At 62.7% G+C, this 17,969-nt stretch carries 16 protein-coding genes; 13 read left to right on the forward strand and 3 right to left on the reverse strand.

Translation table 11 applies throughout. The features are described from left to right. The first annotated feature begins 57 nt into the window (after positions 1–57). From araH to PQR67_RS34300, 9 genes are all read left to right on the forward strand, one after another. Positions 58–1,068, forward strand: coding sequence for an L-arabinose ABC transporter permease AraH (gene araH / locus PQR67_RS34260; protein WP_408467228.1), 1,011 nt, complete (start codon positions 58–60; stop codon positions 1,066–1,068). A 138-nt stretch (positions 1,069–1,206) separates the two neighbouring features. After that, positions 1,207–2,175: an ABC transporter substrate-binding protein gene (locus PQR67_RS34265; RefSeq protein ID WP_408467229.1), complete on the forward strand. Its 969-nt coding sequence runs from the start codon at positions 1,207–1,209 to the stop codon at positions 2,173–2,175. A 111-nt stretch (positions 2,176–2,286) separates the two neighbouring features. Continuing rightward, positions 2,287–3,801 carry a sugar ABC transporter ATP-binding protein gene (locus PQR67_RS34270; protein WP_408467230.1) on the forward strand — a complete coding sequence of 505 codons (1,515 nt, stop codon included), beginning with the start codon at positions 2,287–2,289 and terminating at the stop codon, positions 3,799–3,801. Further along, a complete protein-coding gene (locus PQR67_RS34275; protein WP_408467231.1) occupies positions 3,798–4,838 on the forward strand; it encodes an ABC transporter permease in 1,041 nt (346 codons plus the stop codon). The genes PQR67_RS34270 and PQR67_RS34275 overlap by 4 nt, the downstream gene beginning before the upstream one ends. Further along, the gene (yjfF, locus tag PQR67_RS34280; protein WP_408467232.1) at positions 4,835–5,914 is read left to right on the forward strand and encodes a galactofuranose ABC transporter, permease protein YjfF; all 1,080 of its coding nucleotides are present in this window, start codon (positions 4,835–4,837) and stop codon (positions 5,912–5,914) included. Before PQR67_RS34275 ends, yjfF begins: the two co-directional genes overlap by 4 nt. A gap of 284 nt (positions 5,915–6,198) precedes the next feature. Beyond that, positions 6,199–7,089, forward strand: coding sequence for an aldose epimerase family protein (locus tag PQR67_RS34285; RefSeq protein WP_408467233.1), 891 nt, complete (start codon positions 6,199–6,201; stop codon positions 7,087–7,089). Positions 7,090–7,101: 12 nt separating this feature from the next. Further along, complete coding sequence (locus PQR67_RS34290; RefSeq protein ID WP_408467234.1) at positions 7,102–7,482, forward strand: aldose epimerase family protein; 381 nt, start codon at positions 7,102–7,104, stop codon at positions 7,480–7,482. A gap of 173 nt (positions 7,483–7,655) precedes the next feature. Then, positions 7,656–8,912 (forward strand): MFS transporter, encoded by a 1,257-nt coding sequence (locus tag PQR67_RS34295; RefSeq protein WP_408467235.1) that lies wholly within the window; start codon positions 7,656–7,658, stop codon positions 8,910–8,912. Positions 8,913–9,128: 216 nt separating this feature from the next. After that, the gene (locus tag PQR67_RS34300) at positions 9,129–10,205 is read left to right on the forward strand and encodes a porin (protein WP_408467236.1); all 1,077 of its coding nucleotides are present in this window, start codon (positions 9,129–9,131) and stop codon (positions 10,203–10,205) included. A gap of 136 nt (positions 10,206–10,341) precedes the next feature. Here the strand turns inward: PQR67_RS34300 and PQR67_RS34305 are convergent, their stop codons facing one another. Beyond that, complete coding sequence (locus PQR67_RS34305) at positions 10,342–10,806, reverse strand: MarR family winged helix-turn-helix transcriptional regulator (protein WP_408467237.1); 465 nt, start codon at positions 10,804–10,806, stop codon at positions 10,342–10,344. 165 nt (positions 10,807–10,971) lie between these two features. Between PQR67_RS34305 and PQR67_RS34310 the strand changes: the two genes are divergently transcribed. From PQR67_RS34310 to PQR67_RS34325, 4 genes are all read left to right on the forward strand, one after another. Further along, positions 10,972–11,754, forward strand: a complete 783-nt coding sequence (locus PQR67_RS34310; protein WP_408467246.1) for a crotonase/enoyl-CoA hydratase family protein — start codon at positions 10,972–10,974, stop codon at positions 11,752–11,754. A 75-nt stretch (positions 11,755–11,829) separates the two neighbouring features. Further along, on the forward strand, positions 11,830–13,713 hold the full coding sequence (locus tag PQR67_RS34315; protein WP_408467238.1) for a feruloyl-CoA synthase: 1,884 nt from the start codon (positions 11,830–11,832) through the stop codon (positions 13,711–13,713). Positions 13,714–13,727: 14 nt separating this feature from the next. Further along, positions 13,728–14,630, forward strand: a complete 903-nt coding sequence (locus PQR67_RS34320; protein WP_408467239.1) for an amidohydrolase family protein — start codon at positions 13,728–13,730, stop codon at positions 14,628–14,630. A gap of 22 nt (positions 14,631–14,652) precedes the next feature. Further along, positions 14,653–15,426, forward strand: coding sequence for an SDR family NAD(P)-dependent oxidoreductase (locus PQR67_RS34325; protein ID WP_408467240.1), 774 nt, complete (start codon positions 14,653–14,655; stop codon positions 15,424–15,426). An 82-nt stretch (positions 15,427–15,508) separates the two neighbouring features. Here the strand turns inward: PQR67_RS34325 and PQR67_RS34330 are convergent, their stop codons facing one another. Together PQR67_RS34330 and PQR67_RS34335 are read right to left on the reverse strand one after the other, a co-directional pair. Then, on the reverse strand, positions 15,509–16,606 hold the full coding sequence (locus tag PQR67_RS34330; RefSeq protein ID WP_408467241.1) for an NAD(P)-dependent alcohol dehydrogenase: 1,098 nt from the start codon (positions 16,604–16,606) through the stop codon (positions 15,509–15,511). A gap of 35 nt (positions 16,607–16,641) precedes the next feature. Then, positions 16,642–17,969, reverse strand: a 1,328-nt coding sequence (locus tag PQR67_RS34335) for a benzaldehyde dehydrogenase (RefSeq protein WP_408467242.1), incomplete at its 5' end; no start/stop codon positions are given.

A 17,969-nucleotide genomic window follows, 5' to 3' on the forward strand; every position in this document is an offset into this window, starting at 1 on the left:
CACCGCGTAACTGAACAGGACGTTGGTTTTGTAAAAGGCCTCAAGGAAATAGACAACATGCAAACGCAATCAGGCTCCTCCGATCCGGGCAGCTCGCCGGCCGTCTGCAACGGTATCAGCGCGCGCGCCGCGCGTACCTGGGACGTGATCAACAAGTCCGGGATCGTGATGGTGTTCATCGTCCTGTTCGCCGTTCTGTCGTTCACGGTGCCGGACTTCATCAGCTCGCGCAATATCCAGGGGCTTCTGCTGTCGGTCACGCTGATCGGCTCCATCTCCGTCACGATGATGTTCGTGCTGGCGCTCGGCGAAGTGGATCTGTCGGTCGCGTCGATCGTCGCCTTCGCGGGCGTGGTCGCCTCCACCCTGATCACCGCGACGCATAGCGTGCTGCTCGGCGTTGCCGCCGGCGTGCTGGCGGGCGGTGCGGTCGGGCTCGTGAACGGCGTGCTGGTCGCGCGCTACAAGATCAATTCGCTGATCGTCACACTCGCGATGATGGAGGTAGTACGCGGCCTCGCCTTCATCACGTCGAACGGCGACGCGGTGATGATCTCGGAAGAGCGTTTCTTCGACCTCGGCGGCGGCTCGTTCCTCGGTATCTCGTATCCGATCTGGAGCAACATCGTCGGCTTCGTGCTGTTCGGCTTTCTGCTGAAAAAGACCGTGTTCGGCAAGAACGTGCTGGCCGTCGGTGGCAACAGTGAAGCTGCCCTGCTCGCGGGGCTGCCGGTCACGCGGATCAAGATCGCCGTGTTCGTGCTGCAGGGGCTCGTCACCGGTTTTGCCGGCGTCATGCTCGCCTCGCGGATGAGCCTCGGCGATCCGAAAACCTCGGTCGGTCTCGAACTCGGCGTGATCTCCGCGTGCGTGCTCGGCGGCGTCTCGCTGACGGGGGGCGTTGCAACGATTTCGGGCGTGCTGGTCGGCGTACTGATCATGGGCTCCGTGCAGGACGCAATGAGCCTGCTGAATGTGCCGACGTTTTACCAATACCTGATTCGCGGCGGCATCCTGCTGCTGGCGGTCCTGTTCGATCAGTATCGCCGGAGCAAGCGAACAGTCTGACCAGCGGGCCGGCAGCCAGACACGACGATCTCGCTCACGAAACAGGTGGTCATCCGAATCGTAGTTTCACGCTTGCGCGTGAGCGTTATCACGTGTGACACAGCACTACAAATCAACCAACCAGACGGGAGACACAACATGAGACTTATCAGGAAGTTCGCAGTCGGCACGCTGATCGGCACGACGCTAACGCTGGCAGCAGGCGTCAACGCATCGGCGCAGGAAAAGCAGATCACGCTCGGTTTTTCGCAGGTCGGTGCGGAGAGCGCATGGCGCACGGCCGATACCGTGTCGGTGAAGTCCGCCGCGAAAGATGCGGGCATCAACCTTAAGTTCTCGGATGCGCAGCAGAAGCAGGAGAACCAGATCAGGGCGATCCGCTCGTTCATCGCGCAGAAGGTCAACGTGATCGCGTTCTCGCCGGTTGTCGAGTCTGGCTGGGAGCCGGTGCTGGCCGAGGCGAAGGCCGCGCACATTCCCGTGATTCTGACCGACCGCGCGGTCGACGTGCAGGACACTTCGCTCTACGTGACGGTGATCGGATCCGACTTCATCGAGGAAGGGCGGCGCGCTGGCCGCTGGCTCGAAGAACGTTACAAGAGCGATGCGGGACCCGTCAATATCGTCGAGCTGCAGGGCACCGTCGGCTCTGCGCCGGCCAACGACCGTCACGCGGGCCTGATTGAGGTGATCAAGAACGATCCGAAGTTCAAGATCATCGCGTCGCAGAGCGGCGATTTCACGCTTGCAGGCGGCAAGCAGGTGATGGAAGCGTTCGCCAAGACTTACGGCAAGCAGATCAATGTCGTCTACTCGCACAACGACGACATGACGCTCGGCGCGATCCAGGCCATGGAAGAAGCTGGCATCAAGCCCGGCAAGGACGTGAGCGTCGTCTCCTTTGATGCGACGAAGGGTGGCTTTCAGGCGATGGTTGCGGGCAAGATCAATGTCGACGTCGAATGCAGCCCGTTGCTTGGGCCGCAGTTGATGGCGGCGGTGAAGGACGTCGTCGCGGGCAAGCAGGTGCCGAAGCGCATCGTCACAAACGAGACCGTTTTTCCGATGAACGTTGCGGCGCAGATCCTGCCGACCCGCAAGTATTGACCCAGGCCGTCATCGGTACTACGTGCTCCACGGCCCGGCGCGCATCGCCCGGGCCGTGTGTGGCTGTGTCTTCGACCACTTTGACGGGGCGGATTCCTGTTCCGTTCACCTATGATCCACGCACCCATTCTTGAGATTATCGGCATCGACAAGACGTTTCCAGGCGTCAAGGCACTGCAGCAGGTGAATTTTCGCCTCTTTCCCGGCGAGATTCATACCCTGATGGGCCAGAACGGCGCGGGGAAGTCAACGCTGATCAACGTGCTGACCGGCGTGTTCGGGCACGATTCCGGCGAGATCCGGCTTGGTGGCGAGACCGTGCGCTTCGCAGCCCCGCTGGAGGCTGAAGCCGCGGGTATCCAGACGCTCTACCAGGAAGTGAACCTGTGTCCTAACCTGTCCGTCGCGGAGAATATTTTCGCCGGCCGGCAGCCGAAGAAGCGTGGAGCGATCGACTGGAAGGCAATCAACGTGCGCGCCCGTGAAGCGCTCGCGGACCTGGACCTTTTCCTTGATGTCACGCGTTCGCTTGACTCCTATCCGATTGCGGTTCAGCAGATGGTCGCGATCGCGCGGGCGGTGTCGGTCGATGCACGCGTGCTGATTCTCGACGAACCAACCTCGAGCCTCGACGACGGCGAGGTTGCGCGCCTCTTCGCCGTGTTGCGGCAACTGAAGGCGTCGGGCATGGCGATCCTGTTCGTGACGCATTTTCTTGAGCAAACCTATGCGGTGTCCGATCGCATCACGGTGATGCGCAACGGCGAGCGCGAAGGTGAATATCTCGCGAAGGACCTACCCGTCGAGTTGCTCGTAGCAAAGATGACGGGTCATGAGCGTATGAAAGAACGGCTGAAGAATGGCGCATCGGACGTCGCGCGCGAGGAAAATCGCGCGGCGCCATTCCTGTCGATGCAGGGCGTGGGCCGGCGCGGTCTGATGAACCCGGTCGATCTCGATGTGCGTCCGGGCCAGATTCTCGGGCTTGCGGGGCTGCTCGGCTCGGGCCGCACCGAGACGGCGCGACTGGTGTTCGGTGCGGAGCGCGCGGACGCCGGCACGATGCTGGTCGACGGACAGCGCGTGAAGCTTGCTTCGCCACGCGACGCCGTGCGGCACGGCATTGCGTATTGTCCCGAAGATCGCAAGAACGAGGGCATCGTTGCTGCGCTCTCGATACGCGAGAACATCATTCTCGCGCTGCAGGCGCGGCGCGGCTGGTGGCGCATGCTGAGCCGGGCGCGGCAACGCGAGATTGCGAACGACTACATCGAGCGCCTCGGCATCAAGGCGCGCGACGCCGAGCAGCCGATCGGCCTGCTTTCAGGCGGCAATCAGCAGAAGGTGCTGCTCGCGCGCTGGCTGGCGACCGAGCCGAAGCTGTTGATTCTCGATGAACCGACGCGAGGCATCGACGTAGCCGCGAAGTTCGACATCATGGATCGCGTGCTTTCGCTGTGCGCGAAGGGGCTTGCCATCCTGTTCATCTCTTCGGAGATGAGCGAAGTGGTGCGTGTGAGCCACCGGGTCGCCGTGCTGCGCGATCGGCGCAAGGTTGCGGAGGTCTCGGGCGAAAAACTGTCGGAAGATCAGGTGTATCGACTCATCGCCGGAGGCCAGTCATGAAACGGATTCAGGCATTGCTTCGTCACCCGTTGATCTGGCCGGCGCTCACGCTCGTGCTGCTATTCGCGCTCGACCTCGCGCATCGGGCCAGCTTCCTGTCGATCACGGTTCTCGACGGCCACCTGTTCGGCGCACCGATCGACATCCTGAATCGGGCGGCGCCGCTCGTGATCGTATCGCTCGGCATGACACTTGTGATCGCGACGCGCGGCATCGACATCTCGGTCGGCGCGACCGTTGCAATTGCTGGCGCGGCGGCTTCCATCGTCCTGGAAGCGAACCCGTCCCACGTTGGCGAGGCGCTGCTCGTGGCTGCCGGGGTCGGGCTGCTGGCGGGTATGTGGAATGGATTGCTGGTTGCGTTCGTCGGCATGCAGCCGATCATCGCGACGCTGATCCTGATGGTTGCCGGGCGCGGCATTGCACAGTTGCTGACGGGTGGCCAGATTATCCCGATCGACGCGCCGGGCTACCTGAAGCTTGGCGACGGCTATCTCGCGATGGTGCCGTGCTCGGTGTGGATCGCGATCGCCGTGACGGCAGCGACGGCGCTGCTCGTGAACCGCACCGCGCTTGGACTCTTCATCCGCTCCATTGGCGTGAATCCGGTTGCGACCCGGTTGGTCGGCTTGCGCTCCGGCACGATCGTGTTCAGCGTCTACGCGTTCTGCGGGCTGATGGGCGCGATTGCCGGGATCATCGCGAGCTCAAACGTGCGCAGCGCCGACGGTAACAATGCGGGACTGCTGCTCGAACTCGACGCGATTCTCGCGGTGACCCTCGGTGGCACCTCACTGCTAGGCGGCCGCTTCAGCCTGGCGGGCACGGTGCTCGGCGCGCTGATCATCCAGACGCTGACCTATACGACGTACTCGATCGGCGTGCCGCCGGAGGCGACGCTTGTCGTGAAGGCCGTCGTCGTCGTCGTGGTCAGCGTGATTCAGTCCGAGGCGGCTCGCGCGTTGCTCGTCAGGCAGCTAATGCGATTTTTCTCTTCCGCGCGGTCCCGCGCATCCACCGGGATGACAAACCCATGAGCAAGCTGATTGGTCGGTTGGCCGACCCCCGCACGTTGCCGATCGTCGTGACAATCGTGCTGTTTGCTGCGCTGTTCGGCTTCGGTTCGGTGACGTACACGGGCTTCTTCTCGATGCAGGTGCTGACCGGTCTGTTCGTCGACAACGCGTTCCTGTTGATCGTTGCCATCGGCATGACGTTTGTGATCGTGTCTGGCGGTATCGACCTGTCGGTTGGAGCGGTGGTCGCGCTGACGACGATCCTCTGTGCGGTCGGCGCGGAATGGCTGCATTGGCCCATTTGGGTAATCGTGCCGCTCGTACTGGTGTTCGGTGCGCTCTATGGAGCAGCGATGGGCGCGCTGATCCACTTCTTCCGCCTGCAGCCATTCATCGTGACGCTTGCCGGCATGTTCCTCGCGCGCGGCGCATGCTTCCTGATCACGACGCAATCGATCACGATTAACGAACCGACGTTCCATGCGATTGCAGGCCTGAGCGTGCCAATCGGCGGCGGCTCGCTCAACGCGGGTGCACTGATAGCGCTCGCGACGCTTGCCGCCGCAATCTATGTTGCGCACTTCACGCGCTTCGGGCGCAATGTATATGCGGTCGGGGGCAGTGAGCGCTCGGCGCTGCTGATGGGGCTGCCGGTCGCGCGTACGAAGGTCGCCGTGTACGCCCTGAGCGGCCTGTGCTCGGCGCTTGCCGGGGTCGTGTTCACGTTGTACGTGCTGTCCGGCTATGGGCTGCAGGCGCAGGGGATGGAACTGGACGCGATCGCCGCGACTGTGATTGGCGGCACGTTGCTGACCGGCGGTGTCGGCTATGTGATCGGCTCGTTGTTCGGTGTCGGCATACTCGGCACGATCCAGACGTTGATCACGTTCGATGGCACGCTGAGTTCATGGTGGACGCGCATCGTAATCGGCGCGCTGCTGTGTGTGTTCTGCCTGCTGCAGCGGATTATCGAGCGGCACGCTGGGCGTCGACGCTCAGGTGGTACAGGGCTCGACGCGAAGCAGGGAGTGCCTCCTGGCGAACGGCAACCGCCAGCGGGTGTTGGCGATGGGGCCGATCTCGTGACGATGAGGTGAGCGGCTTGACCCCGCAGCGGGTGAGCCGGTGGTGTGAGACAACAACCGGGTACTGATCAGATTGCGGTCTCGATGGAAGTTACGCGATCACAAGCGCATAACCAGCGAACTGAAGGTCGTCCGGATGCAGGATGAAACGGATAACTGACAGGCGTTTTGTCTGAAGGGAGTGCGGCATGCACATGGTAGATCCCCGCGAGGTCGATTCGGCTACTTCAGCCGTTATGGACATCGCACGGAGGGGCGACAGCAGATCAAACGGGGCTGTGAATGCCGGCGACTGTGTGACGCTTGCTAACGCCTATCTGAAGCTTGACGTTGTATCGGGCGTGCTTGGCGGCGTTACCCGGTTTGACTGGAATGATCGTGGTATGTGGGCGCCTGTGTTTCTCGCGCCTTCGGCGGTTACGTCGGGTGTGGATACCAGGCAACTCGCATGTCATCCTGTATTTTCGACTCCCTTTTGTTTGGGGCGAGGGCAGTCGTGTCTTACGGGATGTCCGTCGGGACCACTGTGCGATTGCGCCGAAGATCGGGTTCCGGTCGGTGATGGTCGTGTTCCGCAAGATTGGGAAATTGAATCGGCCGACGCAAGGTGCGTGCGACTAAGAACCGTAGGCACCTTGCGGAAACCGTATCACGCCATTCAGACGTATCAGATCGACGGACCGACGCTGACGGTGACGATCGAGATCGAAAACAGGGGGCGTAGAACATCACCGTTCGGAATCGGCATTCGTCCATTTCTGGTACGCGATGCCGATACCGGACTGTGCGCGCCGGCCAGTGGCCTGTGGCTCACCAAGGATGATTGGGATGCGCCGCGGCACGTTCCAACCCCACCCGCCTGGCAATTCGGTGTGACCTATCCGTTGCCACGGTCGCTGGTCGATCATGTGTTTACTGGCTGGGGCGGCCGTGCGTTCGTGGAGTGGCCCACGCGCCAGTTCGCACTGACGATTTCCGCGAACGCTGCCAACTACGCGCTCCATATACCACGTCAAGGGCGCTTCTTCTGCTTCCAGCCGGGTGATGGCCGACCTGGTGCGGTGTCTCTTTCAGGGCGGCGGGAGGCAAATGGCCTGACGATGCTCGCTGCCGGCGAACGACTGTCTCGTCGCTTCAGTTTCACTGCCGAACGTCTGGGATCGCTGACAAAAACTGTAGGGCAGTGATTGGACGCCTCGTTGGGCGAGATTGAATACCTGGCACTCACGGACCGTGCAACGCCGGTTAACCTGACGAGTCATTCGTACTTCAATCTCGCGGCCCGGCCAGGTTGCGACATCCGCGTACACCGGGTGAAGATACAGTCGGACGCTTATGTTGAGGTCGACGCAGCGCTTATCCCTCGCCAGTGCGCACCCGTGTACGGCGGGCCGTTCGATTTCCGGCACGAAGCTTCCATGGGTTCGAGGTTCGATGTTTCCCATCCCCAACTGAATCATTGCTGGCACAGCCATCGTGCCGAGCGAATCTTCGACGCCGTCATAGATCGCACAGATCGCTTCGACGGCATTGCCCCGCGCAGCATCAATCGTATGAGTCGCCCCGAACTCCCTCGCTAGCGTGAGCCGATTGGCACGGATATCCACTGCGATGGTGATCGTGCAAGCTCGCATTGACAACGCGCTTCAGCGTTTTCCCCTATCAGTCCCCGCTTGCATTCGCCGATAAACAACTTATTATCAATAACCAATATGAGACATAACTAAAATTTCAACTGACAGGAGACGCTTTCATGAGTACTACCTCCAGACACGACGTAGCGTACGAGCGTAAGACACTCGTCCTGCTGGGCCTTGGGTTCGGCCTCGTTGGACTCGACCGATGGATCGTCGCGCCGTTGTTTCCTCACATGATGCACGACCTCGGGCTCAATTTTCAGCAACTCGGCAGTCTGATCGGCATTCTGAGCGTGACATGGGGCGTTTGGGCTATCGCGATGGGGCCCGTATCCGACCGTATTGGCCGGAAGAAAATTCTCGTGGTCACGATGGTCGCCTTCTCCCTTTTGTCCAGCCTGTCGGGGCTGGCCACCAGTTTCGCCAGTCTGATGCTGATCCGCGCGGTAATGGGTATTGCGGAAGGTGCGTTTACGCCGGCGAGCGTTGCCGCCACCGGCGAGGCCTCATTACCGTCGCGGCGCGGCTTCAACCAGGGCTTACAACTCAGCATGTTCTCTTTGCTCGGTCTCGGTTTCGCCCCGATTCTCGTCACGCAGTTGCTGCGCGTCGTGCCTTCGTGGCACTGGGTATTCATGATTTCGGCTGTGCCGGGGCTGATCGTGGCGGTATTGATCGCACGGTTGCTGCGCGACCAGCCGCGTAGCGTTCGGGTCACTGCTACGTCCGGCGAGGTGCGTCCGCGCTGGACGAAGCTCTTCGCCAGCCGCAACGTATGGTTGGCGATGGCGGCGATCCTGTGCGCGATGGCCGGCATTTTCGTTGTCAGCGCGATGGTGCCCACGTACCTCGTCGAAGTGCTGCATCTGGACACGCAGCGCATGGGTTTCGTCGTTTCGGCTATCGGCTTCGGCGGCTTCATCGGCTCGTTCGGCGTGGCCGGTGTGTCCGATTACATCGGACGCCGTAACGCCGCAGTCATCGCCTTCGCGGCGGCCGCCGTTCTGCTGTATGTCTTCTCACAGACCGGCCCGAATCCGCCACTTCTGTTTGCGCTGCTGTTCGGCATTTCGGTGTTCGCGCTCGGATTGCTCGGGCTCCTGAGCGGACCGATCGCCACGGAGGCCGCACCGCTTGGGCTAGTTGCCTCTTCAGTCGGCTTTGTCTCCGGTGCCGGAGAGATCTTTGGCGGCGGTCTCGCGCCTGTAATCGCGGGTTTCATCGCTCAGCACTTTGGTCTGGCATTTACGCTGGATTTCGCGCTAGGCGGTCTGATCGCCGGCGCCGCCGTTTCGCTGTTCCTCGCCGAGACGGCGCCACGCAAGCTGGAACGCACGGCTGCCGCGCTTGGTGCGTCGGGCGATCCCGTGTGACGCCCTAGCGCGCTTGTCGCGGGCCGCGCCGGGCTCGTCAGGGCATGACGCCGGCGCATCTATACGAACTCAACCTCCCGGATTCAGATCGGCCACCAGGCTGTGGATCGGCTCGTCCGTATCCGCCGCAGCGAATCCGGGACGCGTGACAGAAGTAGCAATAAACCAACTGACGACGAAAAGTCGCAACTTTGATATCCGGTAAGGAGACAGTCAATGAAGACGAAAGCGGTTTGTACGGCAGCCGGCATGCTGTTCGCGTGTCACGCGTTCGCCCAGAGCAGTGTGACGATCAGCGGCTTGATCGACGGCGGCGTATCTTATGTCAGCAACGAAGGCGGCGGTCACACGCTGAAGTTCGATGATGGGATCGCGGTGCCGAATCTCCTGAAGTTCACCGGCAAGGAGGATCTCGGGGGCGGCACGCGAGCAGTTTTCGAATTGACAAATCAGTTCCAACTTGGCAACGGCTCTTTCATGCCTGGACAAAGCCTGTTCAGCCGGACGGCGTACGTGGGTCTCGATGACGAACGTTTTGGGCGTCTTACGCTGGGCAATCAGTATGACTTCATGGTCGACTCGCTGTTCTTCGGCTACAACGACGCGGCGCTTTACGCAGCGGGTGTCTACGACTTCCGGAACGGGCCGTTCGCCAAGCTTGCGTTACCCAACAATCCGACCGGCGCGTTCGACTGGGATCGAATGGCCGGCGAGCGGATCACCAATTCGGTCAAATATCAGAGCGCAAATTTCGGTGGATTCTCGGCAGGCGCCATGTATGGCTTCGGCGGCGTGCCTGGATCGATCGGCTCGGGCAACGCGTCGAGCTTTGGGCTCAATTATGTGAACGGCGCATTTGGCGCGAATGCCGCGTACACGCTCGTAAAAACGGCGACGGCCGGTGGTCAGGACAGCGTACGTAACTGGGGTGTCGGTACCCACTATCACCTGGGCGCTGTCACGCTAACGGGGCTGTTCACAACCGTGCACAACAACCTGAACGGCGCCGGCATATGGCAAATCGAAGCGGGCAGCGTGTGGCAGATCGGCAATCTGTGGAGTCTGAGCGGCGCGTATTCGTATATGAAGGGGAACACGGTGGTCGACGACAATCACGCGCACCAGTTGACGGCGATGTTGCAATACACGCTGTCCAAACGCACCAGTGTTTATGTCACAACCGTTTATCAACGTGCGAATCAAGGGGCTAACGCGCTGATCAATGACGTGATGGTGGCGTCGAGTTCGGCGTCGCAGTTCATCGGCCGTATCGGCATGCAGACGCACTTCTGAGCGGCGTTCAGCCTGTTCGCCCGCTTCGGATCGTTCGTGCTGGATCGTCGCGGCTATTTCCGCGCCTTCGGTGCGGACGGGCAAGGCCGATAAACGCCGGTTTGACACCGGCGCAGACGGGCAGCGTGGTGCCGGTTCATTCGACAAAGATCTTTCGCAATAGCACTTTCAACTGCTCGCGTTCAGTTGCGGAAAGCCTGTCTACCGCAGCGCTGTCTGCTTCTGCCGCCGCTTTCAGGGCGCGGCCATAGAGCCGCGTGCCTTGAGTCGTCAGTTCGACGAGCTGCGCGCGCTTGTCGTCGGGGTTGCGTTGGCGGGTGAGCAGGCTGCGTGCTTCGAGCCGGTCAAGCAGTGGCGCGAGATTGGGCGGCGCCACCACGAGCGCTTCGGCCAGCGCCTTCTGATTGATTCCGGGATTGTCTTTCACGACGGATAGCACGCTGAATTCCGCTTGCCGCAGGTCGTGCTTTTCCATTCGTTCGTCGAACAGCGACTGGATGACCAGATACGCCCGGCGCAGGTTGTAACCCACGAGACCGAGCAGTTCGGACTGGTCGGTCTGGTCGGCGATAGCGTTGTCTGGAGCGGGTTTTGAGGCCATGGGGGTAGACGTTTTCGCGCAAGAGAGGGCGCGCCGATCATAACACGCGGACCCCATCGGAATAGGCTCGCAAGCGGACAACGAACGCGCTCAGGCTTGCCACCTTATTAGTTATGTTGTATAACTAAATTCATGTTCCAACACCGACGCTTAACAACCATGCATATGACGCAACCTGACTATCGGTATCTGAATGTCCAGCTCGAAGAATCGATCGCGCTGGTCTGTCTCAATCGTCCGGCCAAGCGTAACGCGATTAGCGATGCGCTGGTGGCGGAATTGCGCCATGCGTTCGAAACGATGCCGGCAACCGTTCGGGCGATTGTCCTGCACGCCGAGGGCGAACACTTCTGCGCGGGGCTCGATCTGGCGGAGATGCGCGAGCGCGCCACGGTGGAGGCGATGCATCATTCGCGCATGTGGCATGCCGCGTTCGAGCAGATCCAGTTCGGCCGCGCCCCGGTTATCGCCGTGTTGAAGGGCGCAACCATTGGCGGCGGCCTCGAACTCGCGTCCGCATGTCACGTGCGTGTTGCCGAGGAGTCGGCGTTTTACGCGTTGCCGGAAGGCAGCCGCGGGCTTTTCGTGGGCGGTGGCGCCTCGGTGCGGGTGCCGCGTCTGATCGGCGTCGCGCGAATGGCGGACATGATGCTGACCGGCCGGGTTTATACCGCTAAAGAAGGGTACGACGCCGGGATCGCCCAGTATCTGGTGAAGAACGGCGAAGGGCTCGCCAAGGCACGGGAACTTGCCGCGCGGATCGCGCAGAACTCGCCAACCACCAACTACGCCGTGACCCAGGTGCTGCCGCGAATCGCCGATCAGTCGATTCAGGACGGTCTGCTGACCGAGTCGCTGATGGCGGCGATCGCGCTGAGCGACCCGCAAACGCAGGAGCGGCTCGCGGCGTTCCTCGAACATAAGGTCGGCCGCGTGCGCCCCGCATAAATCCGCGCTCGCTCATCGCGCAACAAGATGGCCGCACACGGCCACTGCAAACAGGATGATGGACGGAGACAATTGATGCCAGCACATACCTATCGACGCGTAAGTTTCGGCGTCGGTCCCCTGGAAGTGACTGAAGCCGCCAACGGCGTGCTTCGCGTTCGCTCGACCACGCCGCTGGGCCCGTACCCCGAGCGCGTGATCGACCGGCTGTTCGAGCATGCCGCCGCGGCCCCGGAGCGCACCCTCGTGGCGCGTCGCGGCCCCGACGGGCAGTGGCAGCACATCAGCTACGCGCAAGCGGCCGCTGCGGCGCGCAGTATCGGCGAGGTGCTGCTCGCGCGTGGCCTGTCGGCCGAACGCCCAGTCGCGATTCTGTCCGGCAACTCGCTGCAACACGCGCTGGTTGCGCTCGGCTGCATGTGTGCCGGGGTTCCGTATGCGCCGGTATCGCCCGCGTATTCATTGCTGGACCGGAGCTACGGGAAGCTGCGCCACATTCTGTCGATGCTGACGCCGGGCCTCGTCTTTGCCGATGACGGTGAACGCTTTGCCGCAGCCCTGTGCGAAGCGGTGCCGGCTGACGTCGAGGTCGTCGTCGGCGAGACACCGCCGGCCGCACGCGCGAGTACTTCGTTCGACGAACTGGTCGCCACCGTGCCGACAGACGCCGTCGACCGGGCGCGGGCCGCGACCGGCCCCGACACGATCGTCAAGTTCCTGTGTACCTCGGGCTCGACGAAGATGCCGAAGGCGGTGATCAACACGAACCGGATGTGGTCCAGCAACCTCGTGATGGAAACCGCGGCATGGCCGTTTCTGGCCGAAGAGCCGCCGGTTTTTATCGACTGGCTACCCTGGCATCACACGTTTGGCGGCAACCAGAACTTCGGACTGACGCTGTTCCACGGCGGTTCGCTCTACATTGACGACGGCAAGCCGACAACGGACGGCATGGCGACAACGCTCGCCAACCTGCGCGAGATTTCGCCGACCGTGTATTTCAACGTGCCCAAAGGGTGGGAAGAAATTGCGCGCGCCCTTGAGCAGGATGCCAGGCTGCGCGCGACTTTCTACCACCGGCTGCGCATGCAGTTCTATGCCGGCGCCGCACTCGAACAACCCGTCTGGGACCGGCTCCATAGAAGCGCTGTCGCGCATTGCGGCGAACGGATCGTGATGAATACCGGACTGGGCATGACGGAGACTGCACCCTCCGCGCTGATGATCGTCGAGACCGAAGTGGTGGCGGGCCAGATCGGCGTACCGCTGCCGGGGATGGAACTGAAACTCGTGCCAGTCGGCGACGGCCAGAGCCGCAAGCTCGAGGTGCGCTATCGCGGCCCAAACGTGACGTCCGGATACTGGCGTGCGCCGGAACAGAGCGCCGAAGCGTTCGACGAAGAAGGCTTCTTCTGTTCAGGCGACGCAGTACGCTGGCTCGACCCTGCCGACCCCGACCGCGGCTTCGTTTTCGATGGCCGGGTCGCCGAAGACTTCAAGCTGAATACCGGCACCTGGGTGAGCGTGGGTCCGCTGCGGCAACGCGTGATTGCGGCCGGGAGTCCCTATGTCGGCGACGTTGTTGTTACCGGACACGATCGCCACGAGATCGGCGTCCTGATCGTGCCGAATCTTGCCGCATGCCGTCAACTGGCAGGGGCATTTGCGGACGTGCCGGCGGCGCAGATCTACGCGCATCCGGATGTCGTCAAGATGTTCCACGCGTTGGCGGACGAGTTGTACGCCGAGGGCACGGGCAGTGCGAGCCGGGTCGCGCGTGTTGCGCTGCTCGATCCGCCGCCGTCCCTCGCAACCGGTGAAGTCACCGATAAAGGCTCGATCAACCAGCGTGTCGTGCTCGCGCAGCGCGCCGCCACCGTCGACGCGCTATACCGCGGTGACGCCACACTGATTGTCTGGGTGCCGCGCTCGATCGCGGCCGCCGAAAAGAGTCTTTGATAGAGGAGTGCCTGATGGATATCGATAACCTGATTGCAATCGACACGCACGTTCATGCCGAAGTGTCGTGCTGCCAGCCGCCGGACCTGTTCGGCAAGGAGTTCGACGAGGCGGCGGACAAATACTTTGGCACCGTGTTGCGCCAGGGGCGCCGTCCGACGATTCCCGAAACGATCGATTACTACCGGGAACGCAAGATCGGCTTCGTCATGTTCACGGTCGACGCCGAAAGTCAGATGGGTCGTCGCCGGATTCCGAATGAAGAGATCGCCGAGTTTGCTGCCAACAACCGGGACATCATGATCGCGTTTGCGAGCATCGATCCGCACAAGGGAAAAATGGGGGCGCGCGAGGCACGGCGGCTGATCGAGGAATGCGGCGTGCGCGGCTTCAAGTTTCATCCGACCGTGCAAGGCTTCTATGCCAACGACCGGATGGCGTATCCGCTGTACGAGGTGATTGCTGAATATGGGCTGCCGGCGATTTTCCACAGCGGCCATTCCGGCATCGGCAGCGGCATGCCCGGCGGCGGCGGACTGCGGCTCAAATACTCGGAGCCGATTCACCTTGACGACGTCGCGGCCGACTTCCCCGACATGAAGGTCGTGATCGCGCATCCGTCGTGGCCCTGGCAGGACGAAGCGTTATCGATCTGCCTGCACAAGCCGAATGTCTACATCGATCTGTCCGGCTGGTCGCCGAAGTATTTCCCGCCGCAACTGGTGCAGTACGCGAATTCGCTGTTGAAGGAACGCATGCTGTTCGCTTCCGATTTCCCGCTGATTCACCCGGACCGTTGGCTCGACGATTTCCAGAAAGCCGGCTTCAAACCGGAAGTGCATCAGCTGCTGCTGAAGGACAACGCGGTGCGCCTGCTCGGACTGGGCGCGAAGTCTGAACCTGCGCAGATTGGTTGACTTTTTTAAAGGAACTCAAGACATGCAAGCAGAAGGACAGGCGGCGCTCGTCACCGGTGCCGCATCGGGGCTCGGCGCGCAAACTGCGCGCGCATTGGTTGCAGCCGGCGCGCGGGTCACGCTGCTGGACGTGAACGAAGCAGCGGCGCATGCGCTGGCTGAAGAACTCGGCCATGAGAATGCGTTCGCCCAGCGTTGCGACATCACGGACGCGGCTTCGGTCGAAGCGGCCCTCGACGCCGGTGCGCGCGTGCACGGTGTGGCGCGGATTCTGATCAACTGCGCCGGGATCGGCGGCGCGAAGCGGCTCGTTGGACGTGACGGTGCGCCGATGCCGCAGGAGGACTTCGCGCGGGTCATCAACGTGAATCTGCTTGGCACGTTCAATGTGGTCCGCCTTGCAGCGGCGCGCATGACGAGCGCCGAGCCCCTGGCGGACGGCGAACGCGGCGTCATCGTTTGCACGGCTTCGGTCGCCGCGTACGACGGGCAAGTGGGGCAGGCCGCTTACGCGGCGTCCAAAGGCGGCCTTGTCTCGCTCACGTTGCCGCTTGCGCGCGATCTCGCCCAGTACGGCGTACGTGTGATGACGATCGCCCCGGGACTCTTCCTCACGCCGTTGCTCCATGCGCTGCCTGAAGAGGTGCAACAGTCGCTCGCCGCTTCGATTCCGTTTCCGAAACGGCTTGGCAAACCTGAGGAGTTCGCCGAGCTGGCACTGCATATCGTGGGCAACGTCGCGTTGAACGGCGAAGTGATCCGGCTCGACGGCGCGTTGCGGATGGCGCCGCGGTAACGAGTCCGCTGGCACGACCAATGGACTTCGCATGCGAGCGCCGGGTTGGTGACCGGCGCTCGCACTTGTTTGCTGCGTGGACTTACATTCGAACGATTGGCTTGATCGTGCGTCCTTCGAGTGAATCGGCGATTGCCGTATTGATCTCGCCGAGCGAATAGAACTTCACCATCCGGTCAAACGGAAAGCGCCCCTGGCGGTGCAGTTCGATCAGCGTCGGGATGAAGGTATCCGGATTCGATTCACCTACGACGATTCCCATCAACCGGCGTCCGCCACTCATGAAATGCACCTCGTCGAGCACGATCTCGGTGCCCGGCGCCGACGCGCCGAGCACGCCGCAAGTACCCCGCGGGGCCAGACTGTCGGCGGCCTGGCGGATTACTTTCGCGACCCCGGTCGTGTCGAGCGCATAGTCGATTCCGTAGCCTGTCAACGCAACGAGCGACGCGACCACGTCGTCGCGCGACGGGTTCAGCGTATGCGTCGCGCCCACACTGCGCGCGAAGTCGAGCCGCGCGTCGTGCAGATCGATCGCCACGATCGTCGTCGCGCCGGCGACGCGCGCGGCCATCACCGCTGAAAGGCCGACCGAGCCGGCGCCGAACACCGCGAATGAAGCGCCGGCCGGCACGCGCAGTGCGTTCATGACAGCGCCGGCGCCGGTCTGCACACCGCATGCGAGCGGGCCGAGCAGTTCGAGCGGCGCATCGGCGGGCACCTTCACGACGTTGCGTTCGTGACATAACGCGTGCGTTGCAAACGACGATTGACCGAAGAAATTGCCGTGAATCCGCTCGCCTTCTTTCGACAGCGCGCTACTGCCGTCCGCACGCGTGCCGAAGAAGTTGCGTGGAAAAAAGGCGTGGCAATAGCTCTGGGCATGCGCCGCGCAGGAGGGACACTGTCCGCACGAGTCGTAGGTCATGACGACGGCGTCGCCTGGCGCAACCTTGGTCACGTTGCGTCCCACACGCTCGACGATGCCCGCGCCCTCGTGGCCGAGCACCACCGGATGCGGCGTCGGCAACAGGCCGTCGCGCACCACGACGTCGGTGTGGCAGACGCCGGTTGCCACGACGCGTACGAGAATTTCGTCGTCGCGCGGGTCTTCTAGCTCGAGTGTTTCCAGTGTGAGCGGTCCGCCTTTGTCTCGCACCACGGCAGCCTGGATTTTCATCGTTCGTCTCCTTGTTGTTGTCGATCGTTAAAACGTTAGAACGGCGTCGGGTGAGCCGCTTGCTTCACTGTCACCCATTGCCATTGCGTGTACTCGTCCAGGTCGGATGGGCCGCCCACGTTGCTGCCGTTGCCCGACTGACCGCGTCCACCGAACGGGTTCACGCATTCGTCCGCAACGGTCTGATCGTTGATGTGCAGAAGGCCGCACTTCAGGCGCTCGCCGATCGCCGTTGCGCGACCCACCGAGGCGCCGATCACCGCGCAAGACAGGCCGTATTCGGTGCGATTCGCGAGGGCGACCGCTTCGTCATCCGTATCGAACGGCGTGATGGCCGCAACGGGCCCGAAAATCTCCTCGTCGAATGCGCGCATGCCCGGCTGAACGTTCGAGAGTACCGTGGGTTTGTAGAAAAGCTGTTCATAGGCGCCGCCCGCTTCGAGCACCGCGCCCGCCTCAACCGAGGCGCGCACGATCGAGTCGACGTGCTGCAATTGCCGCGCGTTGATGAGCGGCCCCAGGGCGACTGTGCCGCTCGCAGGATTGCCGACCCGCAAATGCCTGGCCTTCTCGATGAGCCGCCGCGTCAGCTCCGCGACGATGTTGCGGTGCGCGAGGATGCGTCCGGTCGCCATGCAGATTTGGCCTTGATGGAAAAACGCGCCGAACGCGGCATTGCTCGCCGCGATGTCGAGGTCTGCGTCGTCGAGCACGATCAGCGTGTTTTTGCCACCGAGTTCGAGCGAGACCTTCTTCAGATGGCGTCCCGCCAGCTCACCGACCTTGCGCCCCGCAGCGGTTGAACCGGTGAACGCGATCATCCCGACCTCATGTGCTTCGACGACCGCCGCGCCGGCGTCTGCGTCGCCGGGCAGCACCTGCAGCAGGCCCGGTGGCAGGCCGGCTTCCTCGAATGCGCGAGCGATCAGGAAACCTCCGGAGATGGGTGTTTGCGGATCGGGCTTCAGCACGACGGCGTTGCCGGTCGCGAGTGCGGGTGCAACGGAGCGCATCGACAGGATCAACGGAAAATTGAATGGCGAGATCACGCCGACGACACCGTGCGGGACGCGCCGCGCGTAGCTGAGACGGCCCGCCGTTGTCGGCAGCACGAGCCCCTGCGGTTGCAGCGGCAAACTGGCTGCGATGTGGAGGAGTGTCGCGGCTTCGGCCACTTCGTGCTGTGCCTTCGCGAGAATCCCGCCAGTTTCGCGGGCGATGTAGTGGGCGAGCGCGGCGGCGTCGCGTTCGAAGGCGGCGGCGGCGCGGCGAAATACGGCTGCCCGCTCGCGCGGCGCGAGCGCCGCCCATGCCGGTTGCGCTGCGGCGGCGTGGGGGGGGGGGGGGGGGGGGGGGGGGGGGG

The organism is Paraburkholderia fungorum, assembly GCF_046026025.1.
GTDB lineage: Bacteria > Pseudomonadota > Gammaproteobacteria > Burkholderiales > Burkholderiaceae > Paraburkholderia > Paraburkholderia fungorum_E.

What these genes read in the sequence shown, in the direction of transcription:
- PQR67_RS34275 (WP_408467231.1), top strand. Translation starts at nt 3,798, where the DNA reads ATGAAACGGATTCAGGCATTGCTTCGTCACCCGTTGATCTGGCCGGCG.
- PQR67_RS34310 (WP_408467246.1), top strand. Translation starts at nt 10,972, where the DNA reads ATGACGCAACCTGACTATCGGTATCTGAATGTCCAGCTCGAAGAATCG.
- PQR67_RS34265 (WP_408467229.1), top strand. Translation starts at nt 1,207, where the DNA reads ATGAGACTTATCAGGAAGTTCGCAGTCGGCACGCTGATCGGCACGACG.
- PQR67_RS34270 (WP_408467230.1), top strand. Translation starts at nt 2,287, where the DNA reads ATGATCCACGCACCCATTCTTGAGATTATCGGCATCGACAAGACGTTT.
- PQR67_RS34295 (WP_408467235.1), top strand. Translation starts at nt 7,656, where the DNA reads ATGAGTACTACCTCCAGACACGACGTAGCGTACGAGCGTAAGACACTC.
- araH (WP_408467228.1), top strand. Translation starts at nt 58, where the DNA reads ATGCAAACGCAATCAGGCTCCTCCGATCCGGGCAGCTCGCCGGCCGTC.
- yjfF (WP_408467232.1), top strand. Translation starts at nt 4,835, where the DNA reads ATGAGCAAGCTGATTGGTCGGTTGGCCGACCCCCGCACGTTGCCGATC.
- PQR67_RS34305 (WP_408467237.1), bottom strand. Translation starts at nt 10,806, where the DNA reads ATGGCCTCAAAACCCGCTCCAGACAACGCTATCGCCGACCAGACCGAC.
- PQR67_RS34300 (WP_408467236.1), top strand. Translation starts at nt 9,129, where the DNA reads ATGAAGACGAAAGCGGTTTGTACGGCAGCCGGCATGCTGTTCGCGTGT.
- PQR67_RS34325 (WP_408467240.1), top strand. Translation starts at nt 14,653, where the DNA reads ATGCAAGCAGAAGGACAGGCGGCGCTCGTCACCGGTGCCGCATCGGGG.
- PQR67_RS34330 (WP_408467241.1), bottom strand. Translation starts at nt 16,606, where the DNA reads ATGAAAATCCAGGCTGCCGTGGTGCGAGACAAAGGCGGACCGCTCACA.
- PQR67_RS34315 (WP_408467238.1), top strand. Translation starts at nt 11,830, where the DNA reads ATGCCAGCACATACCTATCGACGCGTAAGTTTCGGCGTCGGTCCCCTG.
- PQR67_RS34320 (WP_408467239.1), top strand. Translation starts at nt 13,728, where the DNA reads ATGGATATCGATAACCTGATTGCAATCGACACGCACGTTCATGCCGAA.